The organism is Rhizobium sp. BK650 (assembly GCF_014195325.1).
In the GTDB taxonomy this organism is placed as follows: Bacteria; Pseudomonadota; Alphaproteobacteria; order Rhizobiales; family Rhizobiaceae; genus Rhizobium.
Genome location: NZ_JACIBK010000002.1, coordinates 445,559 through 464,357, shown reverse-complemented (window position 1 = coordinate 464,357; position 18,799 = coordinate 445,559). Strand labels below are relative to the sequence as shown.

The following is an 18,799-nucleotide window of genomic DNA, read 5'->3' as shown; positions in this document are numbered from 1 at the left end:
TTTACCAGCGGCGCTCAAAGCGACGACGCAAGAGGATAGCCCCAATGTTCATGACGATCAGGAACAGGAGCAGGACGATGATGGCACCCGAGGTTCTTTCCACGAATGCGCGCTCGGCTTCGTTGGCCCACATGTAGACCTGGACCGGAAGTGCGGTGGAAGGATCGAGCGGCGTGGCCGGCGCCTGGGCCACGAAAGCGACCATGCCGATCAAGAGCAGCGGCGCGGTTTCGCCGAGTGCGTGGGCAAGGCCGATGATCGTGCCGGTGAGGATGCCCGGCATGGCGAGCGGCAGCACGTGGTGGAACACCATCTGCATCTTCGAGGCGCCGAGGCCGAGAGCGGCCGAACGGATCGACGGCGGCACGGCGCGAAGTGCTGCACGCGTCGCGATGATGATCGTCGGCAGCGTCATGAGCGTCAGCACCAGGCCGCCGACCAGCGATGCCGAACGCGGCATGCCGGCGAAGTTGATGAAGACCGAGAGGCCGAGCAGACCGTAGACGATCGAGGGAACGGCTGCGAGGTTGTTGATGTTGACCTCGATCAGGTCCGTCAGCCTGTTCTTCGGCGCAAACTCCTCGAGGTAGATCGAGGCGGCGACGCCGATCGGCAACGCAAGCGCGAGAACGATCAGCATGAGGTAGAGCGAGCCGATCAAGGCGACGCCGAGGCCTGCCGCTTCGGGACGGCTGGAGTTGCCGTTGACGAAGAGGCCGGTGTTGAACTGCTTGTGCAGCGCGCCGCTCGCCTTCAGCTGGTTCATCCAGCCGACCTGCTTGTCGTTGACCTTGCGGTTCTTCTCATCGACGCGCAGATCGATCTGGCCCTTGTTGGCGCTGTCGATATTCGCATCGGCGAGAACGGTGACGTTGACGGTTTTGCCGATGATCGACGGATCTGCAACGACCATGTCACGCAGCTGGATCGGCGCACCCTTCGAAATCATGGCGGACGCGTCACGCACATCCGAACGGCTCGAGGGGTTGATGCCGAGCTGCTTGACGATCGCGTCACGCAGCAGGACCGGATAATTGGCGGCGATCAGAACCGAGGGATCGGTCGCGCGCTTGTTGTCGGGGTCGATGGTCTTTTCGGTGAACTCGATCGGCAGCGTGATCGCCGTCTGCTGGAAGGCGGTATAGCCGTTGCTGATGACGGTCCAGAGCAGAATGAAGAGGAAGACGAGGCCGAAGGCGATAGCGGCGATGCCATAGGCCTGGAACCGGCGCTCGGCGGCATAGCGGCGCTTGATACCGATATCGCGGCGCGCGGGCGCCTTGGAAACGGTGACGCCGGCGACGGGAGAAACAATATTCGTCATTCGTACTGCTCCCGGTATTTGCGCACGATATAAAGTGCGTAGATGTTGAGGCAAAGCGTGATGCAGAACAGTGTGATGCCGAGTGCGAAGGCCACCAGCGTCTGCGGCGAGGTGAACTCGAGGTCGCCGGTCAGCTGGTTGACGATCTTGACGGTCACGGTCGTCATCGGTTCGAAGGGGTTGATCTGGATGCGGGCGGCGACACCGGCCGCGAGAACCACGATCATGGTTTCGCCGATGGCGCGGGATGCCGTCATGAGCAATGCACCGACGATGCCGGGAAGTGCGGCTGGCAGGACCACTTTCTTGATGGTTTCGGAACGGGTGGCACCGAGACCGAGGGAACCGTCGCGCAACGCACGCGGCACGGCGGTGATGATGTCATCCGAGAGCGAGGAAACGTAGGGGATCAGCATGATGCCCATGACGATACCGGCGGTGATCACGCTCTGCGCCTGGATGAAGTTGGTGTAGTTGCCGGTCAGCAACCCATTGATCTGCGATGAGAAATCGCGCAGGAACGGGCCGACCGTGACGAGGGCGAAGAAGCCGTAAACGATGGTCGGAATGCCGGCCAGCACTTCGAGAAGCGGCTTGGCGAGCGAGCGAACCCGGGGCGAAGCGTATTCGGCCATATAAATGGCAGCGAAGAGGCCGACGGGAACGGCAACCAGCATGGCGACCAGGCCGATATAGAGCGTGCCGAGCAGCAGGGGAACTAGGCCGAACTGGCCGAAGGAGGAGCCGCCTGCACCTGCAAAGCGCGGATCCCAGACCGTTCCGAAAAAGAAGTCGGCGAAGGGAACGACCGAGAAGAAGCGGGCTGCTTCCGACAGCATCGAAAGCACGATGCCGATCGTCGTCAGGATGGCGATGGAGGAGGCGAGGAGCAGCGCCCAGAGCATGACGCGTTCGACACGGTTGCGGGCGCGGAAACGGGGTGCGACCGAGCGCAGGGCGTAGAAGGCGCCGGCAACGGACAGGACCAGCACGATGGCCGTCATTATCATGCGGCTCGTCATGCTTTTCGCATTCAGGGTCTTGGCAGCATCGATCATGAAGGGCTGCGGTTCGCCGGCGAGCGGCACGCCCTTTTCATTGAGCTTTGCCTGCAGACCGGCGGGATTGCCGGACAGCGACGAAAGCTCGTCGGCGGTCAGGAGGTTCATGCCGCGGGCGACCGTGGCGACCATGCCATAGGCGAGGTCCTGCTGGGCGGCGGGCTGAGCCTTCACGTCGTCGGGAAAGGCGCCGCGAACGGAGGACGAGATGATGCCCGGGCTGACGGCCAACCAGATGCACAGGACGATCAAGGAAGGCAGAACGGCCCAGATCGCAGCGTAGGAACCGTAATAGGCCGGCCGCGAATGCAGGACGGAAGACCTGCCGCCGGCAAGTGCCCCGGCGCGGCTGCGCGCGGCCACATAGGCAACGGCGCCGATCACCAGCAGGCACAAGAGTATCATGGATGTGCTCATTCGTTACGTCCCCAGGCCCCACAGCCCCAAAAGAGCCCGGCAGCTCCGGGAGCGTGCCGTCGGCTTCGATATCATGGAGAAGAATGATCCGCCCGGCGCCAGGTGCGCCGAGCGGATAAGGCGATACCGGCGCGACGCCCCAAGCGCCGCGCCGGTAAAGTCATTACATGGTCTTGCCAGCCTCGACGTCCTTGCGGATCGCGTCGCGCTCTGCGTCCGGAGCGGCAACCAGGCCGTATTCGGCGAGCGGGCCGTCAGGGCCGATCATCTGGTCGGATACGAAGAAGTTGACATATTCCTTCAGGCCCGGAACGGCGCCGAGATGCGCCTTCTTGACGTAGAAGAACAGCGGACGGGAAACCGGGTAGGTGCCGTTGGCGATGGTTTCCGTCGACGGAACGATGCCGCTCATGGTCGCAACCTTGAGCTTGTCGGCATTGTTTTCGTAGAAGGAGAGGCCGAATACGCCAACGCCGGTCTTGTTGGCAGCGATGCGTGCCAGGGTTTCCGGATAGTCGCCGTCGATATCGACTGCAGCGCCGTCCTTGCGGACTGCGACGCAAGCCTTGGTCTGGGCAGCCTTGTCGGTGATTTCCTTGGCGATGACATCGAGAGCGCCGGAGGCCTTGCAGCCGGCGGCGAGAACGTTCTGTTCGAAGACTTCGCGGGTGCCGTGCTTTTCGCCGGGGATGTAGGCAGCGATATCAACAGCCGGGAGCTTCGGGTTGACTTCCGACCACTTCTTGTAGGGATTGGCGACGAGCTTGCCGTCGACGACGACCTGGGCAGCGAGGGCCTTGTAGATGTCGGCCGGAACGTAGGCGACATCCGGGTTGGAAGCGTCGGTTGCGAAGACGATGCCGTCGTAGCCGATCTTGACTTCCTGGATGTCCGTCACGCCGGCTGCCTTGCAGGCTTCCAGCTCGCTCTTGTTGATCGGACGCGAAGCATTGGCGACGTCGATCGTGTCTTCACCGACGCCCTTGCAGAATTCCTTCAGGCCGGCGCCCGTGCCGCCGGATTCGACGACCGGCGTCTTGAAGTTGGTGAAGGTCTCGCCGAAGGATTCAGCGACGATCTTGGCGTAGGGCAGGACGGTGGAGGAACCAGCAACCTGGATCTGGTCGCGGGCGACGGCAACGCCAGCGAAAGCGGCGGTTGCAGCGAGCGCGGCAACAGTGAGTTTAAAGGTGTTCATTAGAATCTCCCGGGCATTTGGGCTTGTGTGAGTGCGGCCTCGAAGAGGCCCCCGCATTGCCTTTTTTCATCGGCAGGACTCTCTTAGCGCCTTAAGCACCGTCCTTTTATGTCAGATCGGTGAAACATTTATGACAGCTTAAACTATTGATTCTTAAGCTAAAAATTTTTGTCCGTTAAATAAGGTGCGAAATATTGCGTCAGAAGCGTACCGTAAACTCGGTTCCTTTGCCGACCTCGGATTTGACGATCAGGCGTGCGCGATGGCGTGTGAGAATATGCTTGACGATGGCAAGCCCGAGGCCGGTGCCCTTCTTCGAACGGCTGTCTTCGATGCTGACGCGATAAAAGCGCTCCGTCAGGCGCGGCACATGTTCGGCCGGAATGCCGGGACCTTTGTCTATGACGCTGACTTCCACCGGCTGGCCCGACCCGTTCCGCAGCCAGACATCGACGGTCTCGCCTTCCTGGCCGTATTTGCAGGCGTTTTCCATCAGGTTCTCGAAGACCTGGACGAGTTCGTCGCGGTCTCCCAGCACTTCGACCTTGCCGTCGGGCAGATGCAGGTTGATCGAGACGCCGACATCCCTTGCAAGCGGTACGAGCGAATCCCTGACATGGCCGAGGAGCGGCACCAAATCCACCTTTTCATCGGGGGCGATATGCGACTTGAGCTCGAGCCTTGACAGAGACAGGAGATCGTCGACCAGCCTGCTCATGCGCGTCGTCTGGTCGAACATGATGCCGAGAAAGCGCGCCTGCGCCTTCGGATCGTTCTTGGCCGGCCCCTGGATGGTTTCGATGAAGCCGCGCAGCGAGGCAAGCGGCGTGCGCAGCTCATGGCTGGCATTGGCGACGAAATCCGAGCGCATGCGGTCGATGCGGCGGACCTCGGAAATATCGCGGAAGGAGAGGATGTAATAGCGCTCTTGGCGGCCGTCATCCTCCACGAATTCGATCGGGGCGCTGCGAACGATATAGACACGCTCGGAGGGAAGCCGCTCGGAATGTTCGATCTGGTTCGGGGCGTTGGTGGCAATGGTTTCACGCACCATGTCGAGCACGCCGGGCGAACGCAGCCTTGCCGATATATGCGAGCCGGGCGTCACCTCGCCGAAGGCTTTTTCAGCCGCACGGTTCTGAAAGAGCACCGAGGCATCTTCCGACAGCACCATGACGGGGATATCGAGACCGGCCAGCGTGGCGGAGACCTCCGGCAGACGGCTCGGGAGCTCTTCAGGCTCCGGCTCGGCCGGCTCGACGACATCGGGCTTGATAACCGGCGCCTCGTGGAAGAGCGCGGTGACGATCATGGCGAGCAGCAGGGCAAACACGATCCATTTGTTCATGCCCGCGGCAAGCGCCACCAGCGCGCTCAGCAGCGCCGCCAGCAGAACCGGGCGCTCGCGCCGGATACGCGCCAACAGGCTTTTCGTCCACGATCTTTCGTCTTCCAAAGCGCCCCTCACGGCATCGATTCGTTTTCTTTATATTCAAACTCTGCCTGATAGCCGCCTTTCATGACAGAAGTTTTCCATTTGAGAAACTTGCGCGAAAAGCCGCGGCCGCACGATGGCGATTGCGCTTCGCTTACCCAGCGGATTTGATTTTCAATGATAAATATGTTCGCCTGCTGAAAAACGAAACGATCAAGCACCGGAGGGAGCGATGGCCGAGGATGTCGAACGCAGAACCGTGGAACTGGAGATCGGGGGCAAGAAGCGCGTCTTCGATATCGACGATCCCGTCTTGCCCGACTGGGTGGACGAGCATGCGCTGGAATCCGGCGGCTATCCCTACAAGAAGAAGCTGAAGGACGACGAGTATCTCGACGAGCTCAAGACGTTGCAGGCCGAGCTCGTGAAGGTGCAGTTCTGGCTGCAGGCGACGGGCAAGCGGGTGATGGCGCTCTTCGAAGGGCGCGATGCGGCCGGCAAGGGCGGCGCGATCCAGGCATCTTCAGCCCATATGAACCCGCGCCTTGCCCGCGTGGTGGCGCTCGCCAAGCCGACCGACCGGGAACAGGGCCAATGGTATTTCCAGCGCTATATCGCGCAGTTTCCGACATCGGGCGAGTTCGTGCTCTTCGACCGCTCCTGGTACAATCGCGCCGGGGTCGAGCCGGTCATGGGCTTCTGCACACTGAGGCAATATGAAGATTTCCTGCACCAGGCGCCGCAGCTCGAAAAGATCATCGCTCACGAAGGCATATTCTTCTTCAAATTCTATCTTGATATCGGCCGGGAAATGCAGATCAAGCGGTTCCATGACCGGCGGCATGACCCGCTCGCCGTCTGGAAGCTTTCCTCGATGGATATAGCCGCATTGACCAAATGGGACGATTACAGCGAGAAGCGCGACCGCATGCTGAAGGAGACCCACACGGAATTTGCGCCCTGGACGGTGATCCATGCGAATGACAAGCACCGGGCGCGGCTCAACCTCATCCGCCACATGCTCAAGACCATCGACTATGACGGCAAGAACAAGGAGGCAATCGGCACGCTCGACGACAAGATCATCGGCTCCGGTCCCGGCTTCCTGAAATAGACTCTCGCGAATAGCCGGACCGCTTATTGGCCCGGCAGGATGCGCACCGCAAAGAGATTGATGCCGCGGGCCTTGCCGTCGACATCGCCATTGATCATCAGCTTGCCGGGGGAATTCGGCGCCAGCGAGCGGTCGAAGCGCACCTGCAGCAGGGCGTCGGATTTTTCGCGCGTGACATTGAAACGATGGCGGGCACAATTGCCGAGCGACTGGAAATCGCACTCGACGGTGATCTGCGTGGGCTCGTCCGTGGTCGACTGCAGGGTGAGTGCCACGGTCGAGGACTTACCGGCGAGCTGCTGCAGCACGTTGGCGGGAATGCTGATCGAGACATTGCCATCGGCATTGCCGCTCTGCGAGGTCAGGCGGACGGCCGGGCCTTCGGTCTCGGTGACATTTTCCACACGGGCGCGCGGCCCGGCCTGGATCTTGTCGGCATCGGAAGGCTTGAAGATCTCGATCCAGTCCGCGGAGAAACCATTCTGCGGATCGATGGTGACCGGTTGATCACTATGCGACGCGCGGTCGCCGGCACTTTCCTCGCCGTTGAAATCTTCCGGCTGGGTGCTGGCGGGCGGGTTGGCGACGCTCGTGTCTCGCTCCGCCGCCGTCTTCAGCAGACCGGAACTATAGACCCACCAGGCACCCGTGCCGATGAAGGCGAGCAACACGCACCAGACGAGCAGGCGCGAGAAGAACTTGCGCGGCTTGCGGCGGACAGCAGCCCGTTCGGGGCGAAAATCCATGCCGCCGCGCCTGTCCGGCGCCCCGCGCATCTCTCCGCGCATCTCTCGATCGGGCGCCGCCCCCAGGTGATCGGCGCTTCTGGCATGCACATCATCCAGGCGTGCATCGTCCACATGAGCGGCATGGTAGCCGCGGGTTTCGCCGACGACGGCGAGATTGTCATCCTCATGCTCGCGATAAGCGGGCTCTTCGGCGCGAAAGGCAGGCTCTTCTCTATGATGCGCGGGCTCTTCGGCGCGATGCGCGGGCTCGGGCATCTCGACGATGGGCGGGACCGGAACCTCCGGAGGCCCCTGACGCGGATGCAGACGGGCGCGCTCCTCGCTCTCGATCGTATGGATTGTGGTTTCCAAACGATGGCGGTGATAGGCCACGACATCGGCATCGGTGATATCCTGCTTGCGCAGACCAGCTTCCAGCGCCTGACGCGCAGACTGATAGATACGTGCGCGGACTTCCGCATTGTCGCGGTCGGAACTATCGAGGGCAGTTCTGATGGCCGTTTCTAGTCCGCTCACGTCAAGTCCTTCACGTTTCCAGCGACATTCACCGCAAAAGATAAAATGCCCATCGAAATTGGGTAGCGGCAAGTGCGGCAAACCGCAAGCCTCGCAGCCCTTGCGGAGCGCATCGGCGGGGGATAGGCGCCACGCAATGCTCCAGATCTGGATTAGATAATCTGAAACTGGACAGGATTACGGAAAAGAGAGCGCGTTCCCCTCTTGCTCTTTTCCTCTTGCTCTTTTCCTGGGGCTCCCTTTTCCTCGGGCGCTGGCTCTGATAATCAATTGACGTTTTCGTAAACGTCAAAAAATGGTGAAAGCATGGCCCTGCCCGCGATCCTCAAGGACAATCTGAGACTGCCTGTTATCGGCTCGCCGCTTTTCATCGTCTCCCATCCGGCGCTGACGCTCGCGCAATGCAAGGCCGGCGTGATCGGCGCCTTTCCGGCGCTCAACGCGCGGCCGGAAAGCCAGCTCGACGAGTGGCTGGCGATGATGTCAGAAGATCTCGCCCATTATAATGCCAGGCATCCGGAGCGGCCGGCCGCCCCCTTCGCGGTCAACCAGATCGTCCATATGTCGAACAAGCGGCTGGAGCACGATCTGATGCTCTGCGTGAAATATAAGGTGCCAATCGTCATTTCCTCGCTCGGCGCGGTGCCTGAGGTGAATGCGGCGGTGCATTCCTATGGCGGCATCGTGCTGCACGACATCATCAACAACCGCCATGCCAATTCGGCGATCCGCAAGGGTGCGGACGGACTGATCGCCGTTGCGGCGGGCGCCGGCGGTCATGCGGGCACGCTTTCCCCCTTCGCATTGGTGCAGGAGATCCGCTCCTGGTTCGACGGCCCGCTGCTGCTCGCAGGCTCGATTGCGACCGGCGGCGCCATTCTGGCCGCAGAGGCGATGGGCGCCGACATGGCCTATATCGGCACCCCCTTCATCGCAACCGAAGAGGCCCGCGCCGCCGATGCCTACAAGCAGGCGATCGTCGAAGGAGCGGCGGCCGATATCGTCTATTCCAACTATTTCACCGGCGTACACGGCAACTACCTGAAACCCTCCATCCGCGCCGCCGGCCTCGACCCTGATAACCTTCCCGAAGCCGATCCTTCGAAGATGGATTTCGAACAGGCAACCGGCGGCGCAAAAGCCTGGAAGGACATCTGGGGCAGCGGCCAGGGCATCGGCGCAATCAAGGCCGTGGAGCCGGTCGCAAAGCTGGTCGACCGGCTGGAAGCGGAATATCATGCCGCCCGCGCCCGGCTGGCGCTCTAACCGCCGGCCTTTCCACAAGCTTCAGCTTTTTTGCCCGGGGGCCTAAGAGGGTGCTTGAAATCTTCAGACAATGCCTGTATCAGCCCCATGCAAATCGCGGGCGACAAGCTTCTCCCGCCGGATTGCCGCTTTAGCTCAGTCGGTAGAGCACATCATTCGTAATGATGGGGTCACGTGTTCGAGTCACGTAAGCGGCACCATTTCTTCTCTCGCTAGCTTCTTATAATCACTTATAAATGGCGCTTTGAATCAGGACTAAATACTAGTCCAGCGTTGCGGTTTTGATTGAGACGTGGACAAGATCGGCTTCAACAGAAGTGACCTTAGATCCCGCTTTCTCTTTAAGTGCTTTCTTTAGTGCAGAAGCGAGCGCCCCCTCCGACGAGGTGTCGGGGAGCGGATTCTTCTTGGGACGCTGCATGACGGTGCTGTGCGTCGCCACTGAATGGATACGTGTCCAGAAGTACTTTTCGTAAAGAGCATAGTTGTCGAAATCGGCGTCAATCTTGTGGTTCCACATGCGACCCACGATTGTCGCAACCCAATCAGCGGCTTGGATATTCTGATTGAGGTAGCTCTCGACCTCAAAAGGCGGGCTCAATAGTCGCCTTACCGGTGTGTGACCAAACATTGTCTTGGCCGCTGTTTCCAGGAGTTCTTTTCTCGAAGAGTGTTCGTCCACGATCAAAACAAAGCTCTCGTCAATGCTTTCGCAATACGCATCGATCTGCCTGATGGCGTTCGCAAAAACCGTAGTATAAAGGCCATTTGCGCGGACGTCCTCAGTGTCGCGGATCTTCTCCCGACCTGAGTAGAAAACTTTGCCGGATGAATTCCTTATCTCGTTGATCAACCGGAACATTGCAGCGCGAATGTGTGGGTATCTTACGATCGAGTTGGCGGTAAAAAGATTTGAGCCCTTTTTTTCCCACTCATAAGCTTGCTTGTCTGATTTCTCTATTTCGGGCGCCAACAGTGCAGTTTTCAGTTTTAGGAACCGCGTTGCAAATGGGCGGATCGCATTCTCAGGAAGGAGAAATCCACCGAGGCCAAAAACAGGACTGGTGTTGAAACGAGGATGGTTTCGCCCGTAATACGGCCCAGCGTGGCCAAACTCATCGAGATAGGCAAATATCATAAACGCGGAAGCCCGCACCTAGAAAAGCACGGGCCCCTGAATGAGCGCGGCGTTTGTTCCGCAACTCCGAAACCTAAATACGCAACGGCGGTAAAAGTTGCAAGAGGTAGAAGATATGTAATTGCCATTAGCGTTGCACTCGAAACGGGAATGGTCGATTTAATTACATCACGCTGAACAAATAAGAAAGTGGTAGCTGAAACTGATAAGCGACCTTGGCGGGCTGCCTAGTATGAAGTCTATGAACCGGCGGTCCGCCAGGTCCTGCAGATGATTGCCCTTGGCGGCCGTTTTGGCTAGGCCGTCCAACTTATCAAAGATGACAGCGGCCTTGTGTTTCCGGCAACTTCGTCCAGGAGGTCTATCAGGTAATTGTTCGGACGATTGTGCCGAAGAAATTGCCCTTCAATGAAGGCAGGCATCAACTTTGGCTGCGATCCCATGAAGTAAATTGCGTCCTTCGAACAGGCTTGGATCATCTCGTTCACCTCATCCACCATCCATGGCGGGGCCAGGAACGAGGCGCAATTCGGCGTGACCCGCATAGATCTGGGCGTGCAAACATATATGCACAAATGAGGCGTGAGCGGCATCAGCGCTCGGCCATCAATCCGATAGCCGTTGAGCCCTTGAGATAGCCAATCAAATTGTCCGTCGCCGAAAACAAACCGCTTCCAAGGCGAATGGAGCAAAACGTAATAGCGATTTGAGAGGGAACCAGTCTCACACTGCCGCTTAGCAAGCGAATAGGCTTGCCGCATATTCAACTTGCCAACGTTCTCATTAGGCGGCAAGCCGACCAGCTGGGGGTAGTTTTCGTATCGGAAACGATTGCCTGGACCCCTAATCAATAGCGATAGGATAAGTAGCAAAAGCTTCCGGTTTGTATTTTCGTCAAGGTTGTAAAATCGACATGTATCCCTAAGATGCCGATCACGCTTGAATAGGAGCCGAAACATATGCAGGGCTTCGCTAGGTGTTAGGCCGAACGGTTTGAAGCCCAGCAACGTCTCGACAATTTGGGGCGCGGCATCATCGACGGATTGAAAGTCACCCTCGAAATTGGTTTCCCAAACCTGACCATGAAAGATGGTGTGCCCGTGGGCCTTCTTGGCAATCTTGCGGTTTCGAACGCGCTTTCTGTCGATCTTTCCTTGCGGTGATATCCAAGCTAGATCGCCGTTTTTATCTGCCCAAAATTTTTGTAGCCCCACAGGCCACCAGTGATGTTCTCTGGATTTTGATCCGCCGCCCAGCATAGCCCCCGTGCCCAACTCCTACATTCTCTCAAAAGAAGAGATTCGGATAAAGCGGGATATAGGGGCGACGCGGCCAAAACTCACCTTCGATCCAGCCGTTCGAACACACATCGGCTCGGATCATCAAAAGCCGCGATTGCGTCGTGAAAAGGCAACGGCGGCGGAGAACGAATTGTTCTAAGAGTAGCCGGATGCGGTGGTTCCCCTTCCTGATCGCAAAGATCGGCATCAAACTAGGTCATTCAGGTCGACGTTCAGCGCGACCGCGATCGCCTTCATCGCGTCGATCGATCCGCTCTTCTTGCCGCTTTCGATTTCGGAAACATAGGGCTGCGATAGGGTCGCCGCCGCCGCAAGCTCGGCCATCGTCATGCCGCGATATTTGCGGAAGACCTTGACCGGATGCTTGCCGGCAACGAGAGCGCCGACGACTTCTTCGGGCCAGGTTTCCTCGCCGGCCGCGATCCTGGCTTGTGCGGCGGCTGCGTCCCTGATGTCGATCATGTCCTGATAGTCCGGTTCAGGGAGAAGAACGTAATCCTTCCCCTCGATAGTCAATCGTGTAAGCTCACCCATGTGTTTCTCTATCCCTTGTAGATGTCCCCGCGTGGGCCGACAAGCCGCGCCATCGATCCGCGGCGGAGGTGGCGTAGGTTAAAGCGCGTTTTCCAAGAGTAGCCGGAAGCACCCTATATTTCGCCCAATAAAGCCGGCAAAACCCAGCTTGCGGTACCTTTCAGCAAACAACCTCCTCCACCTCCTCCAGCAGGTGATAACAATTTACGATCAATTACTTACCCCGGCGGAGGTTACCTCCTCCATAACCTCCTCCACCTCCACGAACCTCCGCCAAAACCTGCCTTCGCTGGCGGAGGTTCCATGCCTGGAGGAGGTTGCCTGGCGGAGGTTCGCATTCCCAGGGAAACAAAAAACCCGGCTCGATGGCCGGGTTGTCAGGGTCGGTGCGCGTTAGAAAGGATCGTCGCCATATGCCGGCGCGTGACTGTGAGGGCTCCATTCCCGGGCGTCGTCCGGATCGCCGCGAAGATAGGCCGTCTTTCTCTCGCCGTCGCGAAAGCGGATGCCTTTATCCTTCTTCTCGAACCCAAGGCCGACCATCGCCGCACGCATATGGGCGTGATGAGCCTTCGTCAGCTTATTGATGGTCTCCGGCCCGTCGAAGCCGACGAGCTTCCAGGCATCCGTGGCCTTGATCTTCAGCGGACCTTCCGGAATGCGCTCGCGAAGGATTTCCAGCCAAGGCCCGAAATCCGATGCCTCATGCGCAACACCAGCCGCTGCATTCCGCAATGCCGGGTCATCGAGCCACAGGTTCTCATCCGCCTCCCTCTCCGCAGCCTCCGCCCATAGCTGGTCTCGCGCCGCCGCGATGCCCGTGGGATCAGCAGCCTTGGCGCGGACGATCCAGAAGCGGCGGTTGCCGGTGGTGTCGGTCAGATAGCGGCTTTCGTTGGTGGTGCCGAAGAGGACGAATTGCCGTGGGCGTTTGGTCGCAAAGCGGCCATAGGAGAGCCTGGCGACATCTTTCCGCGCGGGGATGAAGGATTTGACGCGGTTGATGTCGCGGCGGCTCAGGCCGTCGAGTTCGGGCATTTCCAGGATCCAGTGGCCGGCAGTTTTTTCGATGGTCACTTTGGCATCGGCGCCGATTTCGAGCTGGTCGGTGAACCAGTCGCCGTCATGGCAGAGCGCCAGGACGGCGGAGGATTTGCCGATGTCCTGAGGGCCTTCGACGACAAGCATATGATCGAATTTGCAGCCCGGATGCCTGACGCGGCGAACGGCGGCGCAGAGGATCTTGCGGCCGAAGGCGCGGTTGAGGGCCGAGTCCTCAGCGCCGAAATAATCGACGAGCCAGGTGTCGATGCGCGGCTTTCCATCCCATTTGACACGGGCGAGATAGTCGTGCACCGGATGGTAGGCTCGCCGCTCGCCGATCAGCACCAGGGCATCGACAATGTTGTCCTTGGACGACTCCCTGCCCCGGGCCGCGCGGGCGAGCTCGAAGCGAATTTCCGCCAGCCGCGCGTCGCTCATGGGAACGATGCCGCTGTCACGATGGATCTCCAACTCGCCCGAAAGCAGGTTGAGCTTGATGAACCATTGGCGATCGACCAACCATTGTTCGAGTTCGATATCGAAGCGCGCGATGCCCATCAGGCGGCCGAAATTCCGGGGCGCATCCCCGGCAGGCGTGATCGCCCGCGTCGGCTCATCGTCTTGGACGAACGCATCTGGGCCTTCGAACGCATATGGGTCTTGGGCGAACGCATCCGGGACCGGCTCGGGACGTGCGCTTATGGAGGCCTGCACAGAAATTGTCCGATTGAACTGCACGACGCGCCGCTCCTCCATCTCAGAAACGGGCTCCATCTCGGCAGCGGGCATCTCAGCAAGCGGCTCTGGCCTCCAGTCGCGAAGCGTGGCGCTCATGAAGGCGTCGAGCTGGCTTTGCGTCCATCCGGCATCGACGGCATCGGCGCTGTCCCAGCCGCGGCGTGGAAAACGGCCGGCCCGCCAATCGTCGAAACGGTAGCGCTCGATATCGGACCCGTGCGCCGCATCCGTGAAGGCGACGCATTGGACATGCGCGCCGACCGCGGTCAGGCGGGCGGCGATATCATCGGCAGCCGCCAGGCCCGGACCGTCGAAATCCGGCCAGATCAGCACGTGCCGACCCGAGAGCGGCGACCAGTCCGTGTGCTTTGCGCCTTGGGTTCCGCCCGGCCAGGAGACGACGGTTCGCCCGCTCGCCTGGCTGAGCCGGTCGCGGCACTTCTCGCCCTCGACGATCACCACCTGCTTGCCGTCGCCGATCGTTTCCAGCCCGTAGAGCGGCCGCGGCTTCGGGAAGGGGAAGCGCGACCAGGTCTCTTTGCCATCGGGGAGGCGAACGAACATGACCATCGGCGTCTCCTTGCCGCCATCAGGCAGATCCCGGCGCAGGACATAACCTGACAGCGAGCCATCGGCCTTTCGATAGGGAAAGACCATCGATGGGGCGAAGGTGCCCCATTCCGAGGGCGTCCCCCGGCGTTTCGGATTATAGAGCGTGATGCGCCGGCCGGCCTGAAGCAGACCGGCCGGCGGCGGAAGGGGCACCAGCCCCTCATAGATGTTCCCCGCCTGGACATGCCGAGCGGGAACGTTCGGCCTGATGTCGTCGCGGCCGCCGAGAATGCGGATCGCTCCCTGAAGATCGACGCCTCTGACCTCCTGCACCAAGTCGAGGACATCGCCTTTCCTGCCGCAGCCGAAGCACTGGAAACGCTCGATCCCATCCTGGCCGGCGAAGATCGTGAACGACGGGGTGTCTTCGGCGTGGAAGGGGCAGCAGGCGGAAAATTCCTGCCCGCTGCGGGTAAGCTTGCAGCCGTATTGCGCTGCTGTCGAAGACAGGGAAACGTCGCGGCGCAGCCGTTCGACGCAGCCTGAGACGCCCGCCGCCTGCGATGGCGCGTATTGCGAGATTCTATCCATGGATTTTCCGATGAAACTTGGGGGGCCGACGCTTATTCGCGTTCCTGAGAAGGGGCTTTCGGATTTGACGCAACGCGCCTCAAGGACATTTCATCCATCCAGGCGCCGACTTCGTCGGACCTCCAGAAGTTGTTTTTCGCGACCTGTATGGGCGCGGGAAACTTGCCGTCCCTCACCCAGCGCCAGAGCGTCACGTTCGAAACCGGAGCGATCTTCTGAACGTCGCTCGTGCTTAAGAGTGTGTAGGGGATTGTCTTGCCAGTCATGCTCGTTCCTCTGAACTTCCGATCAGAAGCAGGATGCGCGGCGACGGTTGATTATAAGAAATGCGATGTATTTCAACGGGACCCATGCCGGTGCGCTAACGGCATTGCTCAAGGGATGTCCAATCACAGGCAGGATCCACGGCGGCAACCTGTGGCCGCTGTGCCACGCCTGAAAATTTCAGCCCCGACTTACTGATATCTCCACCCGCGACAGGCTTGCTATTTGCGACCGCATGTTGCGATCTGTCAGGAGACGACCTGCGAATGCCGGGGGACCGACGACGATGAGAGAAATGACTGACTGGCTCGGGCTTGGCCCAGGTCAGGCCGGAGATGCCGCATCGCATAAGACGAGGCCAAGGCCGAACGACATATCGCAACGAACCCTCCCCTAAATGTTCTCCATTCAAGTCGGCCTATCATGACAATTGAAAGCACGTTGCCCTCGCCGGGCGGGGAAAATGTGATTGCCGAACGCGGATCGGTGCTCTCCGGCATTGGTCAAAGCGTTGCGGCGGCAGGGTTTTTCCTGGCGGGCTATTTCGTTCTCAACATCGTGCTTCGCCTGATACAGCCCGACACGCTCGGCCTTGATGAATCCGAGCAGGCGTTCTTCTCGCAGTTTCTCCTCTTGGGCTACGGCCCGCAGCCGCCATTCTACAACTGGCTGCAATATGCGGTCGTTTCGGTGGCCGGCCTGTCGCTCTGGACGCTCGTGGTTCCCAAAAACATCCTACTTTTTCTCTGCTATCTGTTCTATGGCTTTGCCGCACGAGAAGCGCTGAAGGACAAGTCGCTCGCAGCCATTGCCATGCTGAGCCTTATTATCCTGCCGCAGGTCGGCTTTCTCGCGCAGCGCGAGCTTACCCACACCGTGGCGCTTCTGGTTGCGACCTCGCTGTTTCTCTACGGTTTTTTCAGGACGCTTCGGCGGCCGACGCTTGCCTCCTATCTGCTGGTCGGCATCGCCGTCGGCGTCGGGCTGATCGCCAAATATAATTTCGCCATTCTGCCGGCTGCGGCTTTCCTTGCGGTCTTGCCGGACAGACAGTGGCGCCGCCATCTTTTTGACTGGCGCATGCTCGTCGCGATTGCCGTTGCCATTCTCATCGTTCTGCCGCATGCGCTGTGGCTGCCGGACAACATCGAGAGCGCTTCGGCTGCAACCCTCGAGCGGATGACCGCCGACCACGAAGCGGGGAGCGCGATCCTGCGGATCGGCCAGGGGCTTGTCTCACTCTTCATTGCCATCATCGGTTTCACGGCACTGCCGATTGCCGTGTTTGCAGCCTGCTTCCGGCGCGATTTTTTCCGCGCTCTCAGGGCAACCAGCCCCCTGATACGATTGATCGAACGCATGATGGCGGCAAGCCTGCTTTCGGTCGTCATCGTCATCATCGGCGGCGCAAGTCATATTCATGAACGGTGGCTCGACCCGTTTCTTCTCGTCCTGCCGATCACCCTTTTCCTGAAAATGCAGGCTGCGGGCTTCGATATGTCGGCCGGGATTCGCCGTTTTCTGCCGATCGTGCCGGTGGCGATGGTCATTATCGTATCGGTGTTGACCCTCAGGATCGTCGGGGCCGGCCTCCTTGGGAGCTATCCGATCCTCAACGTACCGATGGCGGAATTCGCATCAAGATTGGGCGAAAGCCGGAAGCCGGTTCTCGTCATCGCATCGAACAAATACCTGGCCGGCAATATTCGCCTGCAATGGCCCGACGTGCCTGCCGTCTTACCCGATTTTCCCGATCCTCAAACGAGCAGCTACGCACGCGCCGATGGACCGGTGCTCATCGTCTGGCGCGGCCGCACGGCGAGCGACGCGACGATTCCACCGGAGTTTGCAGCCCGCCTGCAGGCAGCTGGGATTGAACTGCCCGAAACACAGGCCCTGACGCTGCCCTATCTCTACGGAAATCCCAAGCATGTCTTTTCCCTCGGCTATGCCTGGATCGACGGACCGCTGTCGGATGGATCTGCGGTGCGATGACCGCCCGCATCTTTTAACGCCCTCACTCGCGCTGCAGATCGATGCGGCTCGTCACCACGGACCGGCCCGACACAGGATCGCGATCGATGGTCTGCAGGCGAAGCCCGTTCTGACCCACCTTTTGGATCATCATATTCGCGCTTCGGTCGCCATTGGTGACACGCGCCCAGGTGATATCGAAGGTCAGGGCATCCCCTTTCCTGCTGCCGACAAGCCTGGAAGGCAGGCCTGAGGGGCCGGTATAGTTGCCGGTGTAGCGTTGGCCGGCTGCCTTCACATTGGCCGTAAAGCTTCTTGTGATGAAGGCGAGACCGCGGCAGCTGCCATTCATGTCAACGGTCGAGGGGCTCGCATCGGATTTCAGATTGCAGGAGACATTGACTTTCGCGCCGCCGATCCTGGTCAGGACCATGCCGGTTCCGCTCCAGTCGCCTGCCAGCGAATTGAGAAAATCTGCCTCGGACGCATTGGCGCCGGCAGCCAGGCCAGCGAGCGAGAGCGACGTTGCGAACAGAAAAGGACGCATGAGAGCACCCAGGGATTTTCCTGGGCAGTGAACATTTAAAGCGAGAAATTGTTCCGCTGAATCGGAAAGTTTGGCCGTCACTCATGCCAGTGCTCGGCCACCCAGGGCGTGGGCAGGATATAGTGGCGCAGGTAGCGGAAGGGCGGCTTGCCGTCGCGTTGGCTGGCGTGGACGACACGCTTGATGTGCTCGAGCCTGGTTTCGGCCCGGCCTCTCGGGCCGAATTTCCCTTCGATGGCGTTCTGCGGATGGAAGCCGCGCGGGAAGAGGACGACGCGGGCGCTGGAGGGCAGGCGCGGGGCGAGGAAATAGTTCAGCGGAAAGGCCCAGTGACAGTCCTGCCGGAAGTGCAGAACCCACCGGCGCGGGAAAAACTTCACGCCTCCGGGTGCATTGCGGGTAACGAAGCGCTGTTCGTACTGATACTCGTCGGCCACCTTCTGCGGGTCGGCCCTGAACTTTTCCTGCAGCGGCAGGAGCTTGCCGACCGGAAAGCGAAAGAGCGAGCTCTGGCCGAGCCTTTCGAAAGGCGTCGTCTGGTTGCGGGCCATGACGACATCGTCAGGGCCTCCGACTTCGAAAAAGCCGTCAAGGGAAGAGACGACGACCAGGTCGAGGTCGAGATAGAGGACCGGCCCGCTCAGGCTTCCGAGTTTCGGTCCCCAAAGCATCGCCTTCGGCCAGATGCCTCTCGTATTGACGGGCATCTTAACGTCCAGAGGCGGCAGGTCCTCGCACAGGATGGCGGGATGGAGATCGTCCCGGCAGTCGGTGAAGCAGGTGAAGGTAAAGGGCGGCGTGATGTTGCGCGCCACCATCGCATACAGCCGGTTGATGAAAGTCGGTCCGTATTTCGTACCCCAATTGATGCAAATTACCTGTTTAACGCCGCCGCTCGCGGCCAAAACATGCGTCATCATATCTTGCCATTTCCGTGCCCGGACCCGAACCCTTCGCATCCGCGATGGACCGGTTCACAGGCCTGCGTCAGGTTTTCAGTTGGGAATAACCTGGCGGAAATGCAATCCTGACATCC

At 59.9% G+C, this 18,799-nt stretch carries 16 protein-coding genes and 1 tRNA gene; 4 read left to right on the top strand and 13 right to left on the bottom strand.

The features are described from left to right. Nucleotide 1: 1 nt before the first annotated feature. From pstA to FHX15_RS06570, 5 genes are all read right to left on the bottom strand, one after another. Complete coding sequence (gene pstA, locus FHX15_RS06590; RefSeq protein ID WP_184394770.1) at nucleotides 2-1,324, bottom strand: phosphate ABC transporter permease PstA; 1,323 nt, start codon at nucleotides 1,322-1,324, stop codon at nucleotides 2-4. Further along, nucleotides 1,321-2,802, bottom strand: a complete 1,482-nt coding sequence (gene pstC, locus FHX15_RS06585) for a phosphate ABC transporter permease subunit PstC (RefSeq protein WP_184394768.1) — start codon at nucleotides 2,800-2,802, stop codon at nucleotides 1,321-1,323. Before pstC ends, pstA begins: the two co-directional genes overlap by 4 nt. Nucleotides 2,803-2,965: 163 nt before the next feature. Further along, nucleotides 2,966-4,000, bottom strand: a complete 1,035-nt coding sequence (locus tag FHX15_RS06580; RefSeq protein WP_184394766.1) for a substrate-binding domain-containing protein — start codon at nucleotides 3,998-4,000, stop codon at nucleotides 2,966-2,968. A gap of 199 nt (nucleotides 4,001-4,199) precedes the next feature. Then, nucleotides 4,200-5,423 carry a phosphate regulon sensor histidine kinase PhoR gene (gene phoR / locus FHX15_RS06575; protein ID WP_184394765.1) on the bottom strand — a complete coding sequence of 408 codons (1,224 nt, stop codon included), beginning with the start codon at nucleotides 5,421-5,423 and terminating at the stop codon, nucleotides 4,200-4,202. Between the two features lie 41 nt (nucleotides 5,424-5,464). Continuing rightward, nucleotides 5,465-5,656, bottom strand: coding sequence for a hypothetical protein (locus tag FHX15_RS06570; RefSeq protein WP_184394763.1), 192 nt, complete (start codon nucleotides 5,654-5,656; stop codon nucleotides 5,465-5,467). Nucleotides 5,657-5,667: 11 nt separating this feature from the next. On the opposite strand from FHX15_RS06570, the gene ppk2 reads away from it, so the two are divergent. Beyond that, nucleotides 5,668-6,549 carry a polyphosphate kinase 2 gene (gene ppk2, locus FHX15_RS06565; RefSeq protein WP_184394761.1) on the top strand — a complete coding sequence of 294 codons (882 nt, stop codon included), beginning with the start codon at nucleotides 5,668-5,670 and terminating at the stop codon, nucleotides 6,547-6,549. Nucleotides 6,550-6,572: 23 nt separating this feature from the next. On the opposite strand, the gene FHX15_RS06560 is transcribed toward ppk2, so the two are convergent. Continuing rightward, on the bottom strand, nucleotides 6,573-7,814 hold the full coding sequence (locus FHX15_RS06560; RefSeq protein WP_184394759.1) for a hypothetical protein: 1,242 nt from the start codon (nucleotides 7,812-7,814) through the stop codon (nucleotides 6,573-6,575). Nucleotides 7,815-8,120: 306 nt separating this feature from the next. On the opposite strand from FHX15_RS06560, the gene FHX15_RS06555 reads away from it, so the two are divergent. Both FHX15_RS06555 and FHX15_RS06550 read left to right on the top strand, forming a co-directional pair. Then, entirely contained in the window at nucleotides 8,121-9,080 is a 960-nt protein-coding gene (locus FHX15_RS06555) for an NAD(P)H-dependent flavin oxidoreductase (protein ID WP_184394757.1), read from the top strand. Between the two features lie 124 nt (nucleotides 9,081-9,204). Continuing rightward, nucleotides 9,205-9,280: transfer RNA gene (locus FHX15_RS06550), tRNA-Thr, on the top strand. Nucleotides 9,281-9,342: 62 nt separating this feature from the next. Here the strand turns inward: FHX15_RS06550 and FHX15_RS06545 are convergent. From FHX15_RS06545 to FHX15_RS06525, 5 genes are all read right to left on the bottom strand, one after another. Next, nucleotides 9,343-10,218, bottom strand: coding sequence for a DUF3800 domain-containing protein (locus FHX15_RS06545; protein ID WP_184394755.1), 876 nt, complete (start codon nucleotides 10,216-10,218; stop codon nucleotides 9,343-9,345). A gap of 296 nt (nucleotides 10,219-10,514) precedes the next feature. Continuing rightward, entirely contained in the window at nucleotides 10,515-11,477 is a 963-nt protein-coding gene (locus FHX15_RS06540) for a hypothetical protein (protein WP_210290607.1), read from the bottom strand. Between the two features lie 228 nt (nucleotides 11,478-11,705). After that, entirely contained in the window at nucleotides 11,706-12,053 is a 348-nt protein-coding gene (locus tag FHX15_RS06535; protein ID WP_184394751.1) for a helix-turn-helix domain-containing protein, read from the bottom strand. 393 nt (nucleotides 12,054-12,446) lie between these two features. Further along, nucleotides 12,447-14,978 carry a VapE domain-containing protein gene (locus FHX15_RS06530; RefSeq protein WP_184394749.1) on the bottom strand — a complete coding sequence of 844 codons (2,532 nt, stop codon included), beginning with the start codon at nucleotides 14,976-14,978 and terminating at the stop codon, nucleotides 12,447-12,449. Nucleotides 14,979-15,010: 32 nt separating this feature from the next. Further along, nucleotides 15,011-15,244: an AlpA family transcriptional regulator gene (locus tag FHX15_RS06525; protein WP_184394746.1), complete on the bottom strand. Its 234-nt coding sequence runs from the start codon at nucleotides 15,242-15,244 to the stop codon at nucleotides 15,011-15,013. A 484-nt stretch (nucleotides 15,245-15,728) separates the two neighbouring features. Here FHX15_RS06525 and FHX15_RS06520 point away from each other — a divergent pair, with 484 nt between their 5' ends. Then, a complete protein-coding gene (locus FHX15_RS06520; RefSeq protein ID WP_184395355.1) occupies nucleotides 15,729-17,237 on the top strand; it encodes a glycosyltransferase family 39 protein in 1,509 nt (502 codons plus the stop codon). Between the two features lie 22 nt (nucleotides 17,238-17,259). On the opposite strand, the gene FHX15_RS06515 is transcribed toward FHX15_RS06520, so the two are convergent. Continuing rightward, nucleotides 17,260-17,763, bottom strand: a complete 504-nt coding sequence (locus FHX15_RS06515) for a hypothetical protein (RefSeq protein WP_184394744.1) — start codon at nucleotides 17,761-17,763, stop codon at nucleotides 17,260-17,262. 77 nt (nucleotides 17,764-17,840) lie between these two features. Further along, nucleotides 17,841-18,683: a glycosyl transferase gene (locus FHX15_RS06510; RefSeq protein ID WP_184394743.1), complete on the bottom strand. Its 843-nt coding sequence runs from the start codon at nucleotides 18,681-18,683 to the stop codon at nucleotides 17,841-17,843. Nucleotides 18,684-18,799: the final 116 nt, after the last annotated feature.